Origin of the sequence: Cellulosimicrobium protaetiae (genome assembly GCF_009708005.2) — a bacterium.
Classification (GTDB): Bacteria; Actinomycetota; Actinomycetes; order Actinomycetales; family Cellulomonadaceae; genus Cellulosimicrobium; species Cellulosimicrobium protaetiae.
The window spans coordinates 1,784,606-1,806,002 of the sequence record NZ_CP052757.1 but is presented as its reverse complement, the minus strand read 5'-3'; the positions used below and the strand labels follow the sequence as shown (position 1 = coordinate 1,806,002).

19 protein-coding genes are annotated in these 21,397 nt (G+C 73.3%); 6 read left to right on the top strand and 13 right to left on the bottom strand.

Annotated elements, in window-relative coordinates:
* Nucleotides 1-22 precede the first annotated feature (22 nt).
* The 9 genes from FIC82_RS07655 to FIC82_RS07615 form a co-directional block, all read right to left on the bottom strand.
* On the bottom strand, nucleotides 23-1,186 hold the full coding sequence (locus FIC82_RS07655; protein ID WP_154798151.1) for a glycosyltransferase family protein: 1,164 nt from the start codon (nucleotides 1,184-1,186) through the stop codon (nucleotides 23-25).
* A 19-nt stretch (nucleotides 1,187-1,205) separates the two neighbouring features.
* Nucleotides 1,206-2,987 (bottom strand): ABC transporter ATP-binding protein, encoded by a 1,782-nt coding sequence (locus tag FIC82_RS07650; protein ID WP_154798150.1) that lies wholly within the window; start codon nucleotides 2,985-2,987, stop codon nucleotides 1,206-1,208.
* Complete coding sequence (locus tag FIC82_RS07645) at nucleotides 2,984-4,171, bottom strand: glycosyltransferase (RefSeq protein ID WP_154798149.1); 1,188 nt, start codon at nucleotides 4,169-4,171, stop codon at nucleotides 2,984-2,986. Before FIC82_RS07645 ends, FIC82_RS07650 begins: the two co-directional genes overlap by 4 nt.
* A gap of 105 nt (nucleotides 4,172-4,276) precedes the next feature.
* Nucleotides 4,277-5,359, bottom strand: coding sequence for a glycosyltransferase family 2 protein (locus FIC82_RS07640; RefSeq protein WP_154798148.1), 1,083 nt, complete (start codon nucleotides 5,357-5,359; stop codon nucleotides 4,277-4,279).
* A 92-nt stretch (nucleotides 5,360-5,451) separates the two neighbouring features.
* Nucleotides 5,452-6,675 carry a YjeF N-terminal domain-containing protein gene (locus FIC82_RS07635; protein ID WP_154798147.1) on the bottom strand — a complete coding sequence of 408 codons (1,224 nt, stop codon included), beginning with the start codon at nucleotides 6,673-6,675 and terminating at the stop codon, nucleotides 5,452-5,454.
* Nucleotides 6,672-8,003: a hypothetical protein gene (locus FIC82_RS07630; RefSeq protein WP_154798146.1), complete on the bottom strand. Its 1,332-nt coding sequence runs from the start codon at nucleotides 8,001-8,003 to the stop codon at nucleotides 6,672-6,674. The genes FIC82_RS07635 and FIC82_RS07630 overlap by 4 nt, the downstream gene beginning before the upstream one ends.
* Nucleotides 7,987-9,204, bottom strand: a complete 1,218-nt coding sequence (locus tag FIC82_RS07625; RefSeq protein ID WP_253691588.1) for a glycosyltransferase family 4 protein — start codon at nucleotides 9,202-9,204, stop codon at nucleotides 7,987-7,989. The genes FIC82_RS07630 and FIC82_RS07625 overlap by 17 nt, the downstream gene beginning before the upstream one ends.
* Nucleotides 9,205-9,339: 135 nt before the next feature.
* Nucleotides 9,340-10,440, bottom strand: coding sequence for a DegT/DnrJ/EryC1/StrS family aminotransferase (locus FIC82_RS07620; protein WP_154798145.1), 1,101 nt, complete (start codon nucleotides 10,438-10,440; stop codon nucleotides 9,340-9,342).
* Nucleotides 10,437-11,033 carry an acyltransferase gene (locus tag FIC82_RS07615; protein WP_154798144.1) on the bottom strand — a complete coding sequence of 199 codons (597 nt, stop codon included), beginning with the start codon at nucleotides 11,031-11,033 and terminating at the stop codon, nucleotides 10,437-10,439. The genes FIC82_RS07620 and FIC82_RS07615 overlap by 4 nt, the downstream gene beginning before the upstream one ends.
* A gap of 136 nt (nucleotides 11,034-11,169) precedes the next feature.
* On the opposite strand from FIC82_RS07615, the gene FIC82_RS07610 reads away from it, so the two are divergent.
* The 4 genes from FIC82_RS07610 (at nucleotide 11,170) to FIC82_RS21065 (ending at nucleotide 15,123) form a co-directional block, all read left to right on the top strand.
* On the top strand, nucleotides 11,170-11,889 hold the full coding sequence (locus tag FIC82_RS07610) for a glycosyltransferase family 2 protein (RefSeq protein ID WP_154798143.1): 720 nt from the start codon (nucleotides 11,170-11,172) through the stop codon (nucleotides 11,887-11,889).
* A 13-nt stretch (nucleotides 11,890-11,902) separates the two neighbouring features.
* On the top strand, nucleotides 11,903-12,295 hold the full coding sequence (locus tag FIC82_RS07605; protein ID WP_154798142.1) for a DUF2304 domain-containing protein: 393 nt from the start codon (nucleotides 11,903-11,905) through the stop codon (nucleotides 12,293-12,295).
* 76 nt (nucleotides 12,296-12,371) lie between these two features.
* Complete coding sequence (locus FIC82_RS07600) at nucleotides 12,372-13,670, top strand: LCP family protein (RefSeq protein WP_253691586.1); 1,299 nt, start codon at nucleotides 12,372-12,374, stop codon at nucleotides 13,668-13,670.
* A 526-nt stretch (nucleotides 13,671-14,196) separates the two neighbouring features.
* Complete coding sequence (locus FIC82_RS21065; RefSeq protein ID WP_253691581.1) at nucleotides 14,197-15,123, top strand: LCP family protein; 927 nt, start codon at nucleotides 14,197-14,199, stop codon at nucleotides 15,121-15,123.
* An 83-nt stretch (nucleotides 15,124-15,206) separates the two neighbouring features.
* Here FIC82_RS21065 and purE read toward each other — a convergent pair whose 3' ends face one another.
* Complete coding sequence (gene purE / locus FIC82_RS07590) at nucleotides 15,207-15,746, bottom strand: 5-(carboxyamino)imidazole ribonucleotide mutase (protein WP_154798139.1); 540 nt, start codon at nucleotides 15,744-15,746, stop codon at nucleotides 15,207-15,209.
* A complete protein-coding gene (locus FIC82_RS07585; RefSeq protein WP_168731606.1) occupies nucleotides 15,743-16,996 on the bottom strand; it encodes a 5-(carboxyamino)imidazole ribonucleotide synthase in 1,254 nt (417 codons plus the stop codon). The genes purE and FIC82_RS07585 overlap by 4 nt, the downstream gene beginning before the upstream one ends.
* 83 nt (nucleotides 16,997-17,079) lie before the next feature.
* Between FIC82_RS07585 and FIC82_RS07580 the strand changes: the two genes are divergently transcribed.
* A complete protein-coding gene (locus FIC82_RS07580; protein ID WP_168731605.1) occupies nucleotides 17,080-17,598 on the top strand; it encodes a GtrA family protein in 519 nt (172 codons plus the stop codon).
* A 51-nt stretch (nucleotides 17,599-17,649) separates the two neighbouring features.
* Here the strand turns inward: FIC82_RS07580 and FIC82_RS07575 are convergent, their stop codons facing one another.
* Together FIC82_RS07575 and FIC82_RS07570 are read right to left on the bottom strand one after the other, a co-directional pair.
* A complete protein-coding gene (locus FIC82_RS07575; RefSeq protein ID WP_168731604.1) occupies nucleotides 17,650-18,981 on the bottom strand; it encodes an ATP-binding protein in 1,332 nt (443 codons plus the stop codon).
* Between the two features lie 44 nt (nucleotides 18,982-19,025).
* Complete coding sequence (locus tag FIC82_RS07570) at nucleotides 19,026-19,709, bottom strand: response regulator transcription factor (RefSeq protein WP_031316534.1); 684 nt, start codon at nucleotides 19,707-19,709, stop codon at nucleotides 19,026-19,028.
* A 105-nt stretch (nucleotides 19,710-19,814) separates the two neighbouring features.
* Between FIC82_RS07570 and FIC82_RS07565 the strand changes: the two genes are divergently transcribed.
* Nucleotides 19,815-21,395, top strand: a complete 1,581-nt coding sequence (locus FIC82_RS07565) for a sensor histidine kinase (RefSeq protein WP_154798137.1) — start codon at nucleotides 19,815-19,817, stop codon at nucleotides 21,393-21,395.
* The last annotated feature ends 2 nt before the right edge of the window (nucleotides 21,396-21,397 follow it).

Sequence of the window (21,397 nt, the reverse complement as noted above, 5' to 3'; positions counted from 1 at the left end):
GCCCGGCCGCGACCCCGTCCGCTCAGTCGCCCGACCGCCGGGCCGGCCGAAGCCGTTCCACGGCGCTCACCCACACCGGCAGCTGCGCCTCGGCGGAGAGCTCCTGCGCAGCGGCGTCCGCGGCGCTCTTCCATCCCGCGACCCGCTCCGGCGTGAGCGCGTCGACGACCGCGCGGATCGCGTCCACGTCGAAGCCGTCCGTCACCGCGCCGAGACCGTGCTCCCGCACGAGACGGGCCATCGCGGGGCTCGGGCCGACGACGACCCCGACCCGTGCCTGGACGTAGTCGAAGAACTTGTTCGGCAGCGCGAGCGCGTTGTTGGTGACGGTCGGGGGCAGGACGTGGATGCCGACGTCGTACGTGTTGACGAGCGCGAGCAGCTCGTCGTGCGGGACGGCGTCCTCGACGCGCACGCGATCACCGAGTCCCTCGGCCAGGGCTCGGAGCTCCGCGACGTAGGCGGGGTCGTTCCCCGTGAGGAAGAGGGTGAGACGGACGTCCGCGGCCGAGGTGGCCACGGCGACCACCATGTTCTCGAGCCGCCGGCTCCGGAGCGACGCACCGGGGTGCACGATCCGGATGGGGTCCCCGACCGGTGTCGGCTCCATCGCGACGAACGAGGGCGAGTTCGTCACGACCTCCAGGTCGAGCCCGAACGGCCGGTAGGCGTCGGCGACGCTCGCCCCGACGGTCGTGAGCGAGCCCGCACGAGGCGCGTACCGCCGGATCAACCACTCCAGGTACGGCTTGCGCACCCGCACCCAGCGGGGGTTGTCGTCGTGCAGGCCCGGGTAGAACTCGTGCAGGTCCGCGTGCACGCTCGCCCCGGGCGCGAGCCCGAGGGCGAGCGGCAGCGTCTCGATGTCGTTCACAAGGACCCTGTCCGGGCGTTCCCGCCGCACCACGCGACGAGCCGTCCGCACGGCGGGCTGGGTCCAGTAGAGGAGCCGATAGGCGCGCAGGCGCAGCAGGACGGCCTCGACGTAGAACCGTACGCGTCGGCGCCAGCCCGCCGAGACCGGGACGGGGAGCTCGACGTGCCGCTCCGCGCCCTGCACCGGCGGCCCCCACCCTGCGGTGACCACGCGGTACCTGTCGGCGAACAGGGCGATCTGGCGCCGCAGGCGGGCGTCCTGCTCCAGCCGGGAGAAGGACAGGATGAGCAACGTGTCCGTCGTCTTCACGGTTCGTCCTGACCGCGCGCTAGACCAGGCCGGCGAGGCTGGCCTGCGTGTGGAACGCCGGGCTTGCAGCGACGACGTCGTCGAACCTCCCGGATGCGACGATCTCACCCGACTCCATGTAGAGGATCGTGTCGGCGTCCCGGATCGTCGACAACCGGTGCGCGACCGAGATGACCGTCACGTCGCCCGCGAGCTCGTTGATCGCCGCTGCCACGTCCGCCTCCGTCTTCGTGTCGAGAGCGCTCGTCGCCTCGTCGAGGACGACCACGAGCGGGTCCGAGTAGAGCGCCCGCGCGATCCCCAGACGCTGGCGCTGTCCGCCCGACAGCGCCAGCCCGCCCTCGCCGATCCGCTCGTCCATCCCGCGGGCCCGAGCGGTGACCGCGTCCCAGAGCTGCGCACGTCGCAGCGCCCTCTCGACACGCTCCCGGTCGAAGTCGCCGCCCCACGTCAGTGCCACGTTCTGAGCGATCGAGCCGTCGAAGAGGGCAACCGCCTGCGGCACGTAGCCCACGTGCCGCCTCCACTCGGACGGGCGCTGGGCGTGGGCCCCGCCACCGAACGACACGGTTCCGTCGCTCGGCTCGAGCAGCCCGAGCAAGATGTCGACCAGCGTCGACTTACCCGCGCCGGACGCGCCGACGATGCCGACCGTCGACCCGAACGGGATCGTCAGGTCGACGTCGCGCAGGGCCGGCTCGGTCCCCGTCGGGTACGTGTAGGAGACGTGCCGCATCTCGATCGCCAACGAGTTGGGGAGCGCGGGGCCGGCGTCGTCCCCGCCGGTCTCGGCGGCCGCCGGCCGCTGCGAGCGCTCGATGTCCCCGATGATCGTGCGGATGTAGGGATCTGCCGACACGGAGCTGGTGACGATCGACTGGAACGAGGTGATGGACGGCACCAGCCGGAAGCCGGCGATCCCGAACAGGGCGAGCGCCGAGACCGCCTCCGTCATGCCGCCCATGGCGTAGCCCACGCCACCGGTCAGCACGAACCCGCCGATGACGGCGGCGTCGAGCACGAACCGTGGGACCGCCCGCAGGAAGTACAGGTTGGACCGGGCCCGCGACGTCCGTGCCCTGGTCCGCGCGACCGCCTGCGCGACCTCGTCCTCCTTCTCCCGGAGCGTGATCTCCTTGAGCGCCGCCATCATGCCCGTGAGGAGGCCCGCGACCTTGAGGGACGAGTCGCGAGCCACCCGCGCGGCCACCCGGGTGCGCCTGCCGAGCACGTAGTACTGGAGGACGCCGATCCCCCCGAGGTAGGCGAGGGTGATGACCGCCGTGAACGGCTGCTGCAGGAAGATGATCACGACCACGCCGACCGCGGTCACGAGCAGTCCGGGGACCGTCGTCAGGGGCAGGAGCAAGCCGCCCACCACGCTCGACACGCCGCCGTCGGTGAGCTGGATGACCCTCGGCGTGCTGATGTTGATCCGCTCGGTCCACGGGGAGTGGATGTAGGAGCGGAAGAGGTGGTCGCCGACCGAGAGCTCGAAGCCGGCGAAGTGGCGGGTCGCCTTCCACTGCAGGGCGACCCCCATCGCGGACTTGAGGAGGACGACGCCCGAGAGGACGAGGATCAGCGCCGGGACGGCGTCCGCGGGGATCGTGCCGAGCAGCGGGATCGAGAACTCGCCCCCGCCGACCGCGGCCGCCAGGACGCTCGACAGCAGCAGGAGCGCCACGACGTCGAGCACCGAGAGGAAGGCGGAACCGATCGAGAAGAACACGAGGAACCGCTGGGCGCTGCGCGGCAGGTACGGCGAGATCGAGCGGTACTGGTCGAGGAGCCGCTTCATCGTGCCACCACCGCGTCGTAGAGCTCGGCCGCGCGCGCGAACTCGTGCTCCCAGGTCATGTCCGGTGCGGCGCGTCGCGCCGCCTCCCGGTACGCGTCGCCGGACGCGAGGACGTCGGCGATCGCGCGTGCGAGCGCCGCGACGTCGCGCGCAGGGGCGACGACGCCGATCTCGAGGGACGTGACGACCTCGGCGACGTCCTCGGCGTCCGAGGCCACGACGGGCAGGCCGGCCTGGATGGACTGGAACAGCTTGTTCGGCAGGCTGTAGATCGAGTTGAGGCTGACGGGCTGCGGGTAGACGACCGAGACGTCGGCGTCCGAGATCGCGGTGGGCACCGCGTCGGACTCCACCGGATCGACGAAACGTACCCGGTCGGCCACCCCGTGCTCTCTCGCCACCGAGGCGATGTGGTCGCGTGAGCGTTTCGGTGCCGGCCCGATGAGGGCGAGGTACACGTCGTCGGGCAGGAACGCCAGCGCCTTGACCGTCTCCGCCACCCCGCGCGCGGGACCGATGAGGCCGACGTGGACGATGAGGCGGGCGCCCTCGGGGATTGCTGCCGCCGACCGCAGGATGCCCGTGCTGCCGGGAACCGGCAAGGACGCGGCGAGCGGGACGTTGCGCACCAGGGACGGCTCGGTACGGAGCGTGAAACGCTCGGTCATCCAGCGCTGGATCCCCCGCGAGACGGTGATGGTCCCCGCCCAACGCGACGAGGAACGGTCGAGGATCCATCGGTAGTAGGCCGCGATCCTCGGCGGGAGCGTCTGCGCCTCCCAGATCTCGTGCGCGTCGTAGACGAACGGCGTCCTGCTCACCAGGCGCACCAGCAGGGCGGCGAACAGCGTGTCGGCGTCGTGCGCGTGCACGACGTCCGGCTTCCAGCGGCGGATCGCCGCGGCGGCGCGGAACGCGAACGTCCACTGCCGCAGGCCGAGCTGGAGCCACCGGCGTCGGGACTTCGGGCCGGGCTTGACCTTGTCCACCGTCCGGAGACGGGGACCCAGCCGGACGATCACACCACCGCTCGGCCGACGTTCCTCGCCCGGGGGGAACCGGGTCACTCCACCGCCCACGGCGAAGAGCCGCGCCTCGTTCCCGTTCGCGGCAGCGGAGTCGAGGTACTTCAGGACCCGCGCGTCGCCATGGGTGTCGTTGTGGACGATGTATGCGATGCGCATGGGTCTCCAGGTCAGAGTTCGAGAACCGGGCGAGTCTACCGAAGCGCGTCCGGGGTCCCGAACCCGCTGGTCCCGCCTGGACCCACGTCTCGGGGCGTTCTTCCCCTACCGCCGCGAGAGCACCGAGGCGACCATGAAGCGCAGGGGAGCCTCCCGCGCCAGGAGCCTCGTCAGGTCGCGCGTCACGAGGGCGGCCGGGCTGCGGAACCGGCGACGTGCGACGCTGCGCTCGAAGAGGACCTCGACGGGGGTCCCCGGGTCGAGCACCGCGTCCAGGACGCGACGGTCCGCGATCGAGAGGACGCGCTCGGCCCCGGGCGCGAGGGCGAGGACCCGCAGGGTCACCGCGCGGAGCGCCGCACGCTCGTCCACCGTCCAGAAGTCGGGGTCCGGGCGGTTGTGCACGGCCCCGAAGACCTGGACGCGCAAGAACTTCACGGCGTAGGAGGCCTTCTCCCGCGGGCCCAGGCCCAGGAACGACTCATCGCTCAGCAGGCTCGAGAGATAGGTGAACTCCTCGGCCACGGGCTTCGGGCGGAAGGTCACCCGGTCCGCGGCGTCGGCCCCGATGACGTACGCCGGCCCCGTTCGGTCGTAGCTGATGCGCCGACCCGAGAACCACAGCGCGAGCACGAACGCGATGTCGCCTCCCACCGGTGCGCCCTCCGTGAGCCGCAGCCCGGGGAAGGCGCTGCGCCGGACGAGGCCCAGCGGTGCGCTCCGGTAGGCGAGCCGGTCGCGTGAACCGTCGAGACGGCGCGTCCGCCACGGCCGCACCGGCGGCGTCGGGACGTAGGCGCCGGCCGCGTGCCGCAGGTGGGTCACCACCACGTCGGCGTCGCCGGCACGCTGGCGCTCCACCCAGGAGTCGACCGTTCCCGGCTCGAGCAGGTCGTCGGAGCCCATGATGGAGACGAAAGGGGCCGTCGCCTCGTCCATGCCGCGGTTGAAAGGACCGGACGGCGAGCGGACCCCGTCCCGGTGCTCGATCAGGCGTACCCGCGGATCGTCGGCCGACGCGCCCAGCTTCTCGGTGATCAGCCCCGGGTCGACGTCGTGGCAGACGACCGTGACGCGGAGCGGCGTCCGCGTGTGCGCGAGCACCGACGCCACGGCTCGCTCGACGGGTCGCGCCGTGCTGTGGACGGCGACCACGAGGTCGACGACGGGGTCGGACGGCTGCACCACTCACTGCTCCTCTGCTCGGTCCTTCAACTCTCGTGGCACCAGGCGGCTCGTGACGCGACGCCAGGACGCGACGGTCACGACCGTCACGACCGTCACAACGCCAGGAACGCTCGCATCGACGCTGCGGAGTGCACGCCGTCGTGCACCGACGCGACGAAGTCCGGTCCGGCCGCGGCCTCGGCACGATACGTGTCGCGGCGTGCGGCGATGTCGATGAGCGTGTCCCGCAAGGTGTCGGGCGTCGCCTCGACGATCGGCAGCTCTCGTCCGGTAGCGTCGCGGACGCGCTCCCGCACCGTCCGCGTGACATGACCGATCACGACTCGTCCCGCCGCCATCGCCTCGCACGCCGCCGCGCCGTAGCTCCCGAGCCGGAACTGGTCGAGGACGACGTCGGCGCCCGCGTAGAGGGCGGGCATCTCGTCCGCCGGCACACCCTGGACGTGCTCGTAGTCCACGACGCCCTCCGAGGCGAGGCGCTCCAGCACCGGGCTGATGAGGGCGGTGCCCTTCACCCCTGAGCTGCTCGGGACGTGGACGACGCGGAGCCGCTCCCGCTCGAGCACGGCCACGTCGTTGCGCCAGCGCGAGGCGTCGACCACCACAGGGCACCACGTCGCCGACGGCACGTCGTCCAGCAGGTCCGGTGTCGAGACGAAGACGGGGGCACCCAGAGCGGCCAGGCCCGCCAGGTTGCGACGTGCGGCGTCCTCGAGAACCTCGAAGCGTGGGTCGTCGTGGAACGGCGACCAGCGGCTCCCCTGCCGATGGCGGCTCGGCAGACGCACGTCGGTGCCGTGGCACATCATCGCGACGCGCAGGCCGGCGTCGCGCAGCATCCGTGCCTCGGCGAAGGCGTCACCCCCGTGGAGCCGGCCGAAGAGCGGACGCTCCGCCTCGAACACGACGTGCGTGAACCTCCGCACGTACGCCTCACGGTCCTGCTGCCAGCGGTGGCTCATCAGGTAGGTGGCGATCGGCACGGCGTCGTCCGCTGGAAAACGGAAGCCGTGGTCGGCCTCGGCGGCCATGTTGACCGCGGCGACCCCGTCGATCTCGCGCTCCACGGCCCGGCACCACAGGTACCCCTGCCCGGCATAGTTCGTCGGCCCGACGTACAGCCGCACAGCCTCTTCGGGCATCGGCGGCGGAGGGGCGACGCTGCGTGCCACCGTCACGCCGGCGACTCGTTGGAGCAACCGGCCCAGCGGCCCCGACCCAGGCGCGACGAGGCGGTCGATCATCGCGTTGACCCGACGTGGGAGCCGGGATCGCTTCGCCACCAGGGTGCTGACCAGCCTGTTGACCACGCTCACGACTGCCTCCTCACACTCGACGCCCGCACGTCGGCCGTACGCCGGGTGCCTCCGGGGACGCTCGTGCCGCCAGGGGACGACAGGAAGTCGCCCAGGGCCCGAGAGGATGCGCGACCGTCGTGCAGCACCCGAACGAACCCGGGGCCGCGAGCCGCGACAGCACGTGCCCGGTCCCGGCCGTCGACCACGTCGAGCAGCACGTCGCGGAGGGTGTCCGCCGTCGCCTCGACGACGGGCAGGTCCTGCCCGGCGGCCTTCCTCGCCTCGCGACGCGACTGCTGGGAGACGTGCGAGACGACGACCCTGCCCGCGGCCATCGCCTCGCAGGCCGCCACCCCGTAGATCCCCAGGCGGAGCTGGTCGACGACGACGTCCGCGTCGCGGTAGAGCGCGAGCATCCCGTCGCGGTCGAGCCCCGTCGCCTGCCGGTACACCACGCGGCCCTCTCGTTCGAGCGCGCGGAGCACGGGTTCCACCAGGTCCGTCCCCTTCAGCGCGGCGCGACTCGGAGCGTGCACGACGACGGGGACGTCGCGCTCGAGCGGCGCGGTGTCCGTCCTCCACCGGTCGACGTCGACCACGACGGGGAGCCACGTCGCCCACGGGACGTCGAGCAGCAGGTCGGGGGTCGAGACGAAGGCCGGAACACCCTCCTCGTGGAGCCGCCGGAGCAGCTCGTGGCTGCGCTCCGCGCGGGCCTGGAGCAGCGGGGTGTCGGTGTAGGACTCGAGCAGGAACGGCGACCATGGGTCTCGCTGCGCGTGAGCGCTCGGGAGGCGGACGTCGCTGCCGTGGCAGAGCGTCGCGACCGCGACTCCCGCGTCGCGCAGCTCGTGCACCTCGCCCGCGACCCCCCGCCCGAGCGCGGGGAACAGCGACTCCTGCGCCTCGATCACCACGTGGCTGAAACGCAGCACTTCACGGCGCTGAGCAGACTGCCACGCTCGCGAGCCGCGCAACGCCTTCCGGGCGTCGACATCGGCCGGGAACGCCAGGGTGCGCCGATAGGCCATGTTCTGCGCACCGACGTCGTCGGCGAACCGTTCCACGGCACGCGCCCAGGCCCAGCCCTGTCCGGCGGCGTTCGTCGGTCCGACGAACAGGCGCACAGGCGTCGCCGGGACCTGGACCCGCGGGAACGCAGACGAGTCCCCGCCCTCGGTCGGCCGCACGATCCGGAGGAAGAAGGCAGGCGGAAGCCACGAGGCGATCCACCACACGGCCCTGCGGATCGGCCCGGGCCGGCGAACCGTCACGGGACCCCGAGGTGGTGGGCGGTGCGCGCCGACGCGCAGCGCGTCGAGCCCGGGCTCAGTGAACTGCACCACGGCTCCCGTCCCTCGACCTCGGTCCGCCTCCGGACACGGTCGCGCCGAGGACGCACCGAGCGGCGAACGCCGACGTCGAGCGCAGCGAGAGGTGCTCCTCGGCCCAGGCCGCGACCCGGACCCGCTCGTCGCGCGACGGCGGCGTCTCCAGCATCGTGGCCAGCGCGCGCACGACCGCGTCCGCCGTGTGCGGGACTACCTGCCCGGCGCCAGCCCGCTCGATGATCTGCCCGACGGGACCGGGCCCGGCCTGGAGCACGCGCGTGCCGACCGCGATCGCGGCGAGCGCCTTGGTAGGGATCGCGAACTCGTAGCCCGACTCCGGCCGGATGCTCGACAGGGCGACGTCGGCGCCACGGAGCCAGCGGGCGGCCTGGTCGGCGGGCTGCTGAGGCAGGAACGTCACGCTCGCGCCGCCGTCGGGCATCGCTGCCGCCAGCTCTGCGAGGCGCCCGTGCATGCTGCCGCGCCCGAGGAACACGAGGCGCGCGCCGGGCACTGCCCGGACGACGTCCGGCCACGCCTCGAGGAACACCTCTGCGCCGTGCCACTCCGACGCGTTGCCGGCGTACACGGCGTACGGGCCGTGCTGCCCCGTTTCGAGCGGCGCGACCTCGGCGTTGAACACGTCCGTGTCCACGCCGTGCCGCACGATGGCCGTTCGCGCGGCACCGAGCTGCGAGGCCCGTGCCTCGACGGCCTCCGTCACCGTGAGCACCGTCGAGGCGCCGCGCAGGGCGAAGCGCTCGAGCGCGCGCACCGCGCCGACGACGAACCGAGGCGCACCCGTCGAGCCCGCGGCGTCCGAGACGATGTCCGCGGCGTAGTACACGTAGGGCACGCGCCGCAGCGCGCACGCCAGGCGTACGACCGCTCCCGTCGTCGGGGGCGGTTCGGCCACGACGACGTGCGGTCGTCCACCCGTGAGCAGCCGGAAGAAGAGCGGCACGTCGAAGCTCAGGTACGGCAGGTACCCGCGCACGTATCCGCTGGCGTCCCGGAGCACGGGGCGGCGGCGGACGCGCACACCACGACGGTGCTGCTCGACCCCCATCGAGGCGGGCACCGACGACGTCACGACGGTCACGTCGGCGCCCTCGTCGGCCAGCGCCGACGTCAGGGCCGCGAGCCGGAAGGACGCTGCAGCGGGCTCTGGCAGGTAGATCCGCGTGGCGAGCGTGACGCGGGTCGGGCGTTCCACCGGGCGACCGTACCCTCTCTCGACGCGATCCATGGGCTCCGCCCGGCGCCGTGAGCGGGTCCGGGCGCTCACGCCCGGACCCGCCCCTGCGTCCGACCCGGTCGCGACGCGCCGGGAGTCACTGCCGGACTGCGGTCACGCACCGGCCTTCACGACCGCGTCGACCCCGGTCACGATCCGCTCCAGGTCCTCCTGGGTCAGCGACGGGTGCACGGGCAGCGAGATGACCTGCTGCGCAGCGATCTCGGTCTCGGGAAGCTCCAGCCCGGGTGCGAAGTGCTTGAGGCTCTCGAGGCGGTGGTTCGGGATCGGGTAGTAGACGCCCGACCCGACGCCGTGCTCCTCGCGCAGGGCCTTCACCACGCCGTCACGGTCGTCCGCGACGCGGATCGTGTACTGGTGGTACACGTGCACCGCGCCGTCCGCGACGGGCGGCGTGACGACGCCGTCGAGGTTCTCGGAGAGGAACGCGGCGTTCCGCTGACGGTCCGCCGTCCAGCCCTGGACCTTGGTGAGCTGCACGCGGCCGATGGCCGCGTGGACGTCCGTCATGCGCGCGTTGAACCCGACGACCTCGTTGGCGTACTGGCGCTCCATCCCCTGGTTGCGCAGGAGGCGGACGTTCCGTGCGATCTCGTCCGTCGCGCACGACACCATGCCGCCCTCACCCGAGGTCATGTTCTTCGTCGGGTAGAGGCTGAACATCGCGAACGAGCCGAAGGAGCCCACCGGGCGTCCGTCGAGCGACGCTCCGTGCGCCTGGGCGGCGTCCTCGAAGAGCTGGAGGCCGTGCTCGTCGGCGATCGCACCGAGGGCCACCATGTCGGCCGGGTGCCCGTAGAGGTGCACGGGCATGATCGCCTTGGTGCGCTCCGTGATCGCGGCGCGCACCGCGTCGGGCGAGAGGCAGAAGTAGTCCGGCTCGATGTCGGCGAAGACCGGGGTCGCACCCGTGAGAGCGACCGAGTTGGCGGTCGCCGCGAACGTGAACGACGGGACGATCACCTCGTCGCCGGGACCGATGCCCGCGGCCAGGAGCCCGAGGTGCAGGCCCGACGTGCCCGAGTTCACCGCCACGCACGTGCGTCCCCCGACGAGGACGTCGGCGAACTCCTGCTCGAACGCCGCGACCTCAGGGCCCTGCGCGATCATCCCGCTGCGCAGGACGCGGTCCACGGCCGCACGCTCGTCGTCGCCGACGATCGGCTTCGCCGCGGGGATCAGTGTCTGGCTCATTCGGCCGCTACCTCTCTGATGGTCTCGTCGTGCTCTTCGTATCGGGTGCCCGTGACGGGGCACACCCAGTGCTCGCCGTCCTGCTGCAGCGGCTGCCCGGCGCGGCCCACCCAGCCGACGCGTCGTGCGGGAACCCCGACGACGATCGCGTGGTCGGGCACGTCCTTGGTCACCACCGCACCGGCGGCCACCGTGGCCCACGCCCCGACGGTCACGGGCGCGACGCACACCGCACGGGCCCCGATCGCAGCACCCTCGCCGATCGTCACCCCCACCGCGTGCCAGTCGTCCGCGCTCTTGAGCGACCCGTCGGGGTTCACGGCGCGCGGGTAGGTGTCGTTGGTGAGCACCACGGCCGGGCCGATGAACACGCCGTCTGCCAGGGACGCCGGCTCGTAGACGAGCGCGTAGTTCTGCACCTTGCAGTTCCGGCCCATCTGCACGCCGGTGCCGACGTAGGCACCGCGCCCGACGACGCAGCCCTCCCCCATCGTGACACCCTCGCGTACCTGTGCGAGGTGCCAGATCTGACTTCCGTCACCGATCGTCGCGTCCTCGGCGACGTCGGCGCTCTGCGCGATGCGCACGCCCATGCCCTAGGTGCCCTTCGTCGAGCCGTTTGCCGCGGGCCGGTCCCGGCGCCGCGACGGCAAGGCTACCGGTCCCCCGCGCGTCGCAACGACCGACCAAGGTCCTGAGCCTGCGCCGGGGGCTGCAACAATGGTCGCCATGCACGAACCGGACGCCGTGGCACCTCGTCGCGCGCCCATCGAGACGGCGCGCTACGACGACGTCTGCCTCGTCGTACCCCTGTTCAACGAGGGTGCCGTGATCGGTCAGGTCGTGAAGGACGCGACGGTGACGTTCCCGCACGTCGTCTGCGTCGACGACGGCAGCACGGACGACTCGGCGGAGCGGGCGCACGCCGCAGGGGCGATCGTCCTGCGGCACGCGGTCAACCTCGGTCAGGGGGCCGCGCTGCAGACCGGCATCGAGTACGCCCGCACCCTTCCCGGTACCCGGTACCTCGTCACGTTCGACGCCGACGGGCAGCACCAGGTGGACGACGCTGCGGCGATGGTCGACCTCGCCCGGGAGGAGGACGTCGCCATCGTGTTCGGGTCGCGCTTCCTCGACTCCCGGACGCGGCCCGGCCTGGTGAAGCGGGTCGTCCTGCGAACGGCCGTCTGGTTCACCAACATGAGCACGGGTCTGCGGCTCACCGACGCGCACAACGGACTGCGCGTCGTGCGGGTGGACGCGGCGCGCGGCATCAACCTGCAGCAGGACCGCATGGCCCACGCGAGCGAGATCGTCCTCCAGCTCGGTCGCACGCGGCTGCCCTGGCGCGAGTACCCCGTGCACCTGCTGTACACGGACTACTCACGGTCCAAGGGCCAGTCGCTCTGGAACTCGGTCAACATCCTCGTCGACCTCGTCTTCAAGTAGGGCGGAGCACGTCATGCTCATCGAGATCGTCCTCGTCGTCGCGATCGGCGTCGTCACCGTCCTCCTCACGCGGTCGACGGCCAACGCGCGGCACCAGGCCATCCGACGCCTGCTCCTCGTGGGGTTCGTCGTCGTCGCGGTGGTGTCCGTCCTGTACCCAGCCTGGTTGACCTACCTCGCCAAGGCGATGGGCGTCGGCCGCGGCACCGACCTGCTCCTCTACGCGCTCGTCATCGCGTTCGTCAGCTACATCGCGACGAGCCACCGGCGGGCCAACCTTCTCTCCCGGAAGATCACGCTGCTCGCCCGCGAGCTCAGCCTCGCCGAGGCCAGGCTCGCACGTCCCGAGGACGGCGCTCCCGGAACCGACGGCACGGCCGAGTCGCGGCGCGACGAACCCGTGTGAGCCTCCACAGGTCCTCCACCCGCTGGGCCCCGTGCCCGCTCCTCGGACCCGCACCCGCCACCTATGCTCGACTCCCGTGAACTCCCGTTCCCGTGCACAGAGCCGCGCAGCGGCGGCCGCCGGGCCGTCGCGCGGGCCGGCGCACGCCCGGGCGATCCGGACGCACGGCGTCGCGCGCTCGATCGGGCTCGTCGCCACCGCTGCGCTCGCGTTCGGCGCCGTCGGTGGTGCCTCGGCGCTCTCGAGCATCGGCGGCAACATCTCGTCGTCGAACGGCCTCGAGCTCGTCACCGACCGACCTGAGCAGTCGGTCCCGGACCCGAGCGACCCCAACGCGGGGAAGCCGCTGAACGTCCTGGTGATGGGCTCCGACGAGCGCGGCGGCGAGAACGGCCACGAGGTCGCGGGCGTCGAGGGCATGCGCTCGGACACGACGATCCTCCTGCACGTGTCCGCCGACCGGACGCGCATCGAGATGATCTCGATCCCGCGCGACTCCCGCGTCGACGTGCCCGCGTGCAACACCACGAACGGCAAGACCACCGCGCCCGCGAACACGCGCTTCAACGCCGCGTTCGCGAACGGCGCGACCGTCGGCGGCGACGTCGACTCGGCCGCCGCGTGCACGACCCAGACCGTCGAGAGCCTCACCGACGTGTTCGTGGACGGCTTCGTCGTCGTCGACTTCGCCGGCTTCCAGAACATGGTCACCGCGATCGGGGGCGTCCCCATCTGCATCCCCGAGGCGATCGACTCCCCGAAGGCCGACCTCCAGCTCGCCGCGGGCTGGCAGACGCTCGACGGGGCCCAGGCGCTCGGCTTCGCCCGTGCCCGGTACGGCGTCGGCGACGGGTCCGACCTGAGCCGCATCGGTCGCCAGCAGCAGCTCCTGGCCGCCACCATGAACCAGGTCCTGTCGAAGAACCTCCTGTCGGACCTCGGGCAGATCTACGGCTTCGTCGACGCGGGCACCAGGTCGCTGACCATGAGCGACAACCTGTCGTCGATCCCGAGCCTCGCCGGGCTCGCCTTCAGCCTCAAGGGCGCGACCAGTGGCAACATCACCTTCATGACGGTTCCCAACGCGCCGGACCCGAAGGACCCCGACGCCAAGGTCGTGTGGACGTCGGAGGCCGACGAGCTCTGGGCGAAGGTCCGTGCCGACGAGCCGGTCGTCGCACCGGCAGAGGAGGAGCCCGCCCCCGAGACCGCCGCCGAGGGCGGCGCCGGGTCGACGGACGGCGCGGACGCGCCCTCGTCGTCCGACGGGGGCGCCACCGAGGGCACGGGCGCGACGGAGCCCACGCCGGTGCAGACGAAGGAAGCCGGCAAGGAGGCGTTCTCCGCCGCCGACGAGACCGCCCAGTGCGGGTGACGCCATGACCGACCCGTCCCGCGACCCCCGGTCGCTGCCCCCGAGCTTCACGCCCCAGGGCGGGCGCGCGCCGCGACCGTCGTCCGTCGACGACGCGATCGCCGTGGGGAACAGCGGTCGCACGCGCCCGCGGTCCTCCGCCCCCGACGACGCCGTACGGCTCGAGCCCCGCATCAAGCGCCAGTCGTCGCGCGAGATCCCGGTGACCCCTGCACGCCAGGGCACACTCCCGCCGGCGCCTCCCGCACGGGCCGCGCGCACGCGGAGCGGTACCGCGGCCGGGGCTCTGCCCCCGTCGGTCGCCCCGGAGCGGCAACACCCCCGGAGCCCGGCGCCGGCGCCCGCACGCATCTCCTCGTCGCAGCACGCGGGTGCCCGGGCCGCCGCCCCGACGACGGCACGGAGCCGACCGGCAGCAGCGACCCGCCCCCGCACGGGCGGGCCCGGCGACCGGGGTGGACGTCCCCCGTCCGGCACCGGGGCGCCGCGAACCGGAGGGGGTGGCTTCCGGGTCCGCAAGGGACGCGTGATCGGTCTCACCGCGTGCGTCCTGCTCGTCGCGCTCCTCGCGTGGCCCGTGGGCCTGCTGATCTGGGCGAACGGCAAGATCCAGCACGTCGACGCCCTCTCGGGCGCGCCCGGCACCCCGGGGAACACCTACCTCCTCGCCGGCTCCGACGCGCGGGGCGAGGGCATCAGCGAGGACGGCACCGAAGGAGCGCGCACGGACACGATCATGGTCCTGCACGCGCCGTCGAGCGGACCCGTCTCGCTCATCAGCCTCCCGCGCGACACCTACGCGGAGATCCCCGGCAACGGCGCGAGCAAGCTCAACTCGGCGTACTCGTGGGGCGGTCCACCCCTGTTGGTGCAGACCGTCGAGCAGCTCACCGGCCTCACGGTCGACCACTACGTCGAGGTCGGGTTCGGCGGCGTCGAGGGCATCGTCGACGCCGTGGGTGGCGTCGAGCTGTGCCTCGACTACGACGTGAACGACGAGCGCAGCGAGCTCGTGTGGACGGCGGGGTGCCACGTCGCGGACGGGCACACCGCGCTCGCGTTCTCGCGGATGCGCTACTCCGACCCGAAGGGCGACATCGGACGCGCCGAGCGTCAGCGCCAGGTCATCGGTGCGATCAGCGCGAAGGCGGCGAACCCGAGCATCGTCTTCCGACCCGGCGACCAGGTCGCGCTCCTCGACTCCGGCATCGGGGCGCTCACGGTCGACCAGAGCACCGGGATCATCGACCTCGGCAAGCTCGCCCTCGCGTTCCGCAAGGCCAACGGCCCCGACGGCGTCACGGGCACGCCACCGATCTCGAACCCGGACTACCGCCCGGGCGGGAACGTCGGGTCGACGGTGCAGCTCGACCCCGAGACCGTCGGGCAGTTCTGGGTCGACGTCCGCGACGGCAACCTTCCTCCGGGCCCGGTCGGCGGGCTCCCGCAGTAGCCGTCGAGCAGGGCGTCGTCACACCGGACCCTCGACGGGCCGATCGCGTCCGCGAGAGTCGGCCGCCCGCGGACGAGCGTGATCTAGGCGCCGAAGCCCGTGCGCTGCTCCCCCGAGCGGGAGGCGCGCAGGCGCGCGCCCTTCGCGCGCGCCTGGTCGCCGAGGTCGGCCTGGAACGCGACCATCTGCTCGCGCAGTCGCGCCGAGGCGTCGTCGGTGCCGGTCGCGAGGATGCGCGCGGCGAGCAGTCCCGCGTTGCGCGCCCCGCCGACGGAGACCGTCGCGACGGGGACGCCCGCGGGCATCTGGACGATCGACAGGAGCGAGTCCATGCCGTCGAGGTGGCGCAGCGGCACGGGGACACCGATCACCGGGAGCGGCGTCACGGCGGCCAGCATGCCCGGCAGGTGCGCCGCTCCCCCGGCGCCCGCGACGATCACGCGCAGGCCACGCTCGGCGGCGGTGCGGCCGTAGTCGATCATCTCGACGGGCATGCGGTGCGCGGAGACGACGTCGACCTCGACGGGAACGCCGAACTCGGCGAGCGCGTCGGCCGCGGCCTCCATGACGGGCCAGTCGGAGTCCGACCCCATGACGATGCCGACGACAGGGTTCTCGCTCATGCTCGCTCCTCGTTCTCGGAGTCCTCGACGGTGCTCTCGGGGCGCTCGCCCCGCAGGATCGCGGCCGCGGCGAGCGCCCGACGCCGGACCTCGTCCAGATCGTCGCCGCTCACGTTGACGTGCCCGAGCTTGCGCCCGGGGCGTACGCCCTTGCCGTACAGGTTGACCTTCGCGTCGGGGTGGGCGGCGAGGACGTCGGGCAGCGCGTCGGTCAGCGCGCCGAGCGTCGAGCCGAGCACGTTCGCCATGACGGTCCAGTGCGCCGTGGCCGCCGTGTCGCCGAGCGGCAGGTCCAGGACGGCCCGCAGGTGCTGCTCGAACTGGCTCGTCACGGCGCCGTCGATGGTCCAGTGGCCGGAGTTGTGGGGGCGCATCGCGAGCTCGTTGACCAGCACGCGCGGCCCGTCCTCGCCCGCGACCTCGAACATCTCGACCGCGAGCACCCCGGTGACGCCGAGGCCCTCCGCGATCCGCACCGCGGCGTCGCGGGCGCGCTCCGCCTCGGGGTCCGTGAGCCCGGGCGCGGGCGCGATCACCTCCGCGCACACGCCGTCGCGCTGGATCGACTCGACCACGGGCCAGGTCCGCACCTCGCCGCGACCGTCGGTCCCCCCGGACGGGCGGCGCGCCACGAGGACGGCCAGCTCGCGCGTGAAGGGCACCTTCTCCTCGACGAGCAGCGCGGGGCCGCCCGCGGCGGCCGCCTCGATCCACTCGGCGACCTGCTCGGGCCCGCCGTCGGCGACCGAGACGACCCGGACGCCCTTGCCGTCGTACCCGCCGCGCGCCGTCTTCACGACCGCCTCTCCCCCGACCTCGGCGAGGAAGTCCGCGAGGGCGGTGCGGGCGGCGTCGGGCGCGGTCGGGAGCGCGGCCCAGCGCGGGCAGGGCACGCCCAGCTCGGTGAGCCGGCGCCGCATGACGATCTTGTCCTGGGCGTGCACGAGCGCGTCGGGGCCGGGGCGCACGGGCGTCCCGTGCTCGAGGAGGTCCATGAGCAGCGCGTTCGGGACGTGCTCGTGCTCGAACGTCAGCACGGCCGCGGGCTCGCCGGTATCGGGGGCGATGAGCGAGCGGATCGCGGCCTCGTCCGACGCGACCCCCACGGGCGCGTCGACCACGACCTGGGCCGCGGACGAGTCCGGGGCCTCGACGAGCACGCGCAGGTGCACGCCGAGCTCTCCGGCCGCGGGGGCCATCATCCGTGCGAGCTGTCCTCCGCCGACCACGGCGATCACTGGGGCTGCCACGTGCACCCACCCTAGTGCCTGGACGGCGCGAGACCGCGCGCAGCACCCGGGCGCCGCTCAGGTGCGCCCGGTAGCCTCGGGGGGTGACGAGCGACCTGGACCGGCGTGCGGAGACCACCGCGCCGTCGTCGACGCGCCGCGAGCGGGTCACCGCCCGGGTGCGCGAGCTCGCGAAGTTCGGGTCCGTCGGCGCGGTCGCGTACGTCGTCGACCTGGGCCTGTTCAACCTGCTCAGCTTCGGTCCGGGCGAGATCCTCGGCCACAAGCCGCTCACCGCGAAGATCGTCTCGGTCGCGGTGGCGACGCTCGTCGCCTGGGTCGGCAACCGCTACTGGACGTTCTCCGCGCGCCGGACGCAGGCGCGCGGTCGCGAGCTCGCGACCTTCGTCGTCGTGAACGTCGGCGGCATGCTCGTCGCGGTCGGCTGCCTCGCGATCTCGACCTACGCACTCGGCCTCACATCGCCCCTGGCCAAGAACGTCTCCGCGAACGTCGTCGGCCTCGCGCTGGGCACGGCGTTCCGCTACGTCGCGTATCGCCGCCTCGTGTTCACGGGCGACCGGGCGGCGGACGACGCGCGCCCGACCGCCCGAGCACGCTGAGGGAGCACGACGGGCCGGTTGCGGCCGGAGCACGCCCGCACCGGGCGGCCGTCAGACCCGTCGGCGCCGACGGCGACCCCGGGCCGACACCGCCACTCCCGTCGGCAGGACCACGCGCGGGTCCAGGCGGCGCGGCACGCCCGCGAGGAACAGCGCGAACACGGCGGGCCGGCGCTGCGCGAGCTCGAGGCGGCCCCCGTCGGACGCTGCGAGGTCCCGGGCGAGCGCGAGCCCGAGCCCGGTCCCCGCACCGGACGTGACCTCGCGCTCGAAGATCCGGGGTGCGAGGTCGTCGGGCACGCCCGCGCCCTCGTCCGACACCTCGGTGACGATCGCCCCGCTGGTGCCCGACGGGCGCGCACGCACCGTCGTCGTGCCGCCGCCGTGCTTGAGGGAGTTCTCGATGAGCGTCGCGAGGACCTGCGCGAGCGCGCCCGGGGTCGCGAGCACCTGGTACTCCGCCGGGACGTCGACGACGAGCTCGCGCCCCGCCTTGGCGAAGGTCGGGACCCACTCCTCCTCCTGCTGGTGCACGACGTCGAGCAGGCTCACGGCCTCCGTCGTCCCGCCCTGCGACCGCCGCGAGGACGCCAGGAGGTCGTCCACCACCCCGACGAGCCGCTCGACCTGCTCGAGCGAGATCCGGGCCTCCTCCTGCACGGCGGGGTCGTCCGAGGCCATGGAGATCTCCTCGAGCCGCATGCTCAGCGCCGTCAGCGGCGTGCGGAGCTGGTGCGAGGCGTCGGCGGCGAACTGGCGCTCCGCCGCGAGCCTGCCCGCGAGCCGGTCGGAGCTGCGCGCGAGCTCGGCCGCGACGAGGTCGATCTCCTCGACCCCCGAGGGTTCCAGGCGTGGACGCACCTGCCCGGAGCCGAGCTGTTCCGCGGACGCCGCGAGGTAGACGAGCGGCGCTGCGATGCGGTTGGCCTGCCACACCGCCATGCCGATCCCGGCGCCGAACGCCACGATGGCCGCGGCCACGACGAGGAGCACGACCTGCGCGGCACGCAGGTAGGCGTCCCAGTACGAGACGGAGATCGTGACGAGCGCGCCCGACTCGGAGTGCAGCGGCTGCTCGATCCCCCGGCCCGTGATCTCCTCGCCCGCGGTGAGCACGGTGCCGTCGGGCAGGGTGACGTAGACGTGCGCGGGAGGGTCGCTCGCGCGCGGCTGGACGGCGTCCTCGATGACGTAGTCCGGGATGTCGTCGCCCGCGGCGAGGCGCGCGTCGATGGACCGTGCGAGGCGCTCGACGCGCGACGTGACGTCGTCGACCTCGCCCTGCAGCACGAAGCGCGCACCGTAGAAGGCGAGGGGGAAGCCGAGGAGGATGACGGCGACGGCCACGGCCGCCACCGTCGCCTGCAGCATCCGACGCCGCACGCTGCCCCTCGCTCCCCGTGTCCTGGTACCCCGCTCGGGGCCGGTCAGCTCTCGCCGGTCTCGAAGCGGAAACCGAGGCCGCGGACGGTCGAGATGTAGCGCGGCGCGTTCGCGTCGTCACCGAGCTTGCGGCGCAGCCACGAGACGTGCATGTCGAGCGTCTTCGTCGAGCCGACCGGCTCGGAGCCCCACACGTCGCGCATGAGGGCGTCGCGCACGACGACCGAGCCCGCGCTCGCGACGAGGACGCGCAACAGCTCGAACTCCTTGGTCGTCAGGTGGAGCTCGCGCTCGCCCTGGAAGGCGCGGTGCGCGGAGACGTCGATCCGCACGTCCTGCGCGGCCAGCTCCTCCTCGTCGACCTGCTCGCCGTGCGAGCGGCGCAGGAGCGCCCGCACCCGGGCGAGCAGCTCCGCGAGCCGGAACGGCTTCGTGACGTAGTCGTCGGCGCCCGCGTCGAGGCCCACGACGAGGTCGACCTCGTCGGCGCGTGCCGTGAGCACGAGCACCGGCGTCGTGAGCCCCTTGTGACGGATCTCGCGCGCGACGTCGAGGCCGTCCATGTCCGGAAGGCCCAGATCGAGCACCACGATGTCCGCACCGCTCGCGGAGTCGATCGCTCCTTGACCAGTTCCTTGGACGACGACGTTGTAACCCTCACGTGTCAGTGCGCGCGCCAAAGGTTCGGCAATCGCCGGGTCGTCCTCCGCTAGCAGTACGTGGGTCATTCGCTCATGCTAGGGCATCCCTACGACTTCGGTCCCATCGTGTCCTGCGAACTCTGCGACCGTGGTCGGACGCCCCGCTCGCGCCCCCTGCCTAGGCTGGAACGCATGGGATGGTACGAGCGGCTCGGGCAGTGGTCCGACGAGCACCGGTTCGGTGTGGACCTCACCGTCACCCTCGTCCTCGCGGTCGTGTTCGTGCCGGCGTCGGCCGCGTTCTCGTCCGGCGGCGCGAGCGGCGTGGGCACCAGCGCCGGGTGGGCCGCGTTCTGGGCCCTCCTGATCCTCGCCCCGCTGCCCTGGCGCCGGTCCCACCCCCTCGCCTCCTCGGTCACCGTGTACTCCGTCGCGCTCGTCCACCTGCTCGCCGGCTACCTCGTGATCTTCCCCGCCGACTTCGCGGTGCTCGTCGCGCTGTACTCCGTCACGGTCTACGGGCCGCGCTGGGCGCACCGCACCGCGATCGTCGCGTCCCTCGTCGGGGCGGTCGTCCTCGGGATCGCGCTCGGCCTGCTCTCCGGTCGGCTCGCCGACCTCGCCACGATGGTCTTCTTCACGTCCGCGTTCGGGGGCATGACCTTCCTGGCCGTGTGGGCGTTCGGCCTCGTGCGCAGGTCGCGGCGCGAGACCATCGCGGCGCTCGTCGACCGTGCCGAACGCCTCGAGGTCGAGCGCGACCAGCAGGCGCAGATCGCGACCGCCGCCGAGCGCGCCCGCATCGCGCGCGAGATGCACGACATCGTCGCCCACTCCCTCTCCGTGATCATCGCCCAGGCCGACGGCGGCCGGTACGCGGCCGCGAACGACCCCGACGCCGCGACGCGCGCGCTCACGACCGTGTCCGAGACGGGGCGCGCGGCGCTCGCGGACATGCGGCGGCTCCTCGGTGTGCTGCGGTCCGAGCCACCCCGCCCCGCGACGTCCCCGACCGCTGCCGTGGGACCGGGCGGGACCCTCGCGCTCCCGTCGGGGCGCTCGCCCGGCACGACCCTCCGGCCCACGACCGCGGGCCCCTCCCCGTACGGGCCGGCCGGGACCGACGCGCGCTCGCCGTCGGGCGGTGCGGCGGCCGCCCTCGAACGCGCCCCCCAGCCCGACACCGCCGACCTGGAGTCGCTCGTCGCCCAGGTGCGCGACAGCGGCATGCGCGTCTCCTTCGTGCGGGTCGGCGAGTCGCGTCCCCTCCCGCCCGGGGCCGGGCTCACGGTCTACCGCGTGTGCCAGGAGGCGCTGACCAACGTGCTCAAGCACGCCGGACCCGACCCGGAGGTCACCGTCGTGGTCCGCTGGGGGGCCACCACCCTCGACCTCGAGGTGGAGGACGACGGGCGCGGCGCCTCCACGGCGGCGGAGAACCGCCAGGACTCCCGGCCCGGCGGGTACGGCGTCCTCGGCATGCGGGAGCGCGCCGCGCTCTTCGGCGGGACCGTCCAGGTGGGCCCGCGCGCGGGCGGCGGCTTCCGGGTGCACCTGCGCATCCCCGTGCCCCCGGTCCCGCCCGCGCCCCGGAGCGCACCGGCGCCGGCCTCGTCGGGCGACACCCGGCCCGCGCCGGGCCCGGGGCACGCGCACCCGCCGAACCCCTGGGCACCGCCCGCGCCCGCGCCGTCGGGCAGGATGGGACCGGGCCGGGCAGGACCGACCGGCGCGCCCGGGACGACGTCCCCGCCGCCCCCGCCGCCCGCCTGACC

Bases quoted from the DNA above. Each gene is read 5' to 3' on its own strand.
- FIC82_RS07650 (WP_154798150.1), bottom strand. From the start codon at position 2,987: ATGAAGCGGCTCCTCGACCAGTACCGCTCGATCTCGCCGTACCTGCCG.
- FIC82_RS07645 (WP_154798149.1), bottom strand. From the start codon at position 4,171: ATGCGCATCGCATACATCGTCCACAACGACACCCATGGCGACGCGCGG.
- FIC82_RS07620 (WP_154798145.1), bottom strand. From the start codon at position 10,440: ATGAGCCAGACACTGATCCCCGCGGCGAAGCCGATCGTCGGCGACGAC.
- FIC82_RS07615 (WP_154798144.1), bottom strand. From the start codon at position 11,033: ATGGGCGTGCGCATCGCGCAGAGCGCCGACGTCGCCGAGGACGCGACG.
- FIC82_RS07610 (WP_154798143.1), top strand. From the start codon at position 11,170: ATGCACGAACCGGACGCCGTGGCACCTCGTCGCGCGCCCATCGAGACG.
- FIC82_RS07605 (WP_154798142.1), top strand. From the start codon at position 11,903: ATGCTCATCGAGATCGTCCTCGTCGTCGCGATCGGCGTCGTCACCGTC.
- purE (WP_154798139.1), bottom strand. From the start codon at position 15,746: ATGAGCGAGAACCCTGTCGTCGGCATCGTCATGGGGTCGGACTCCGAC.
- FIC82_RS07570 (WP_031316534.1), bottom strand. From the start codon at position 19,709: ATGACCCACGTACTGCTAGCGGAGGACGACCCGGCGATTGCCGAACCT.
- FIC82_RS07565 (WP_154798137.1), top strand. From the start codon at position 19,815: ATGGGATGGTACGAGCGGCTCGGGCAGTGGTCCGACGAGCACCGGTTC.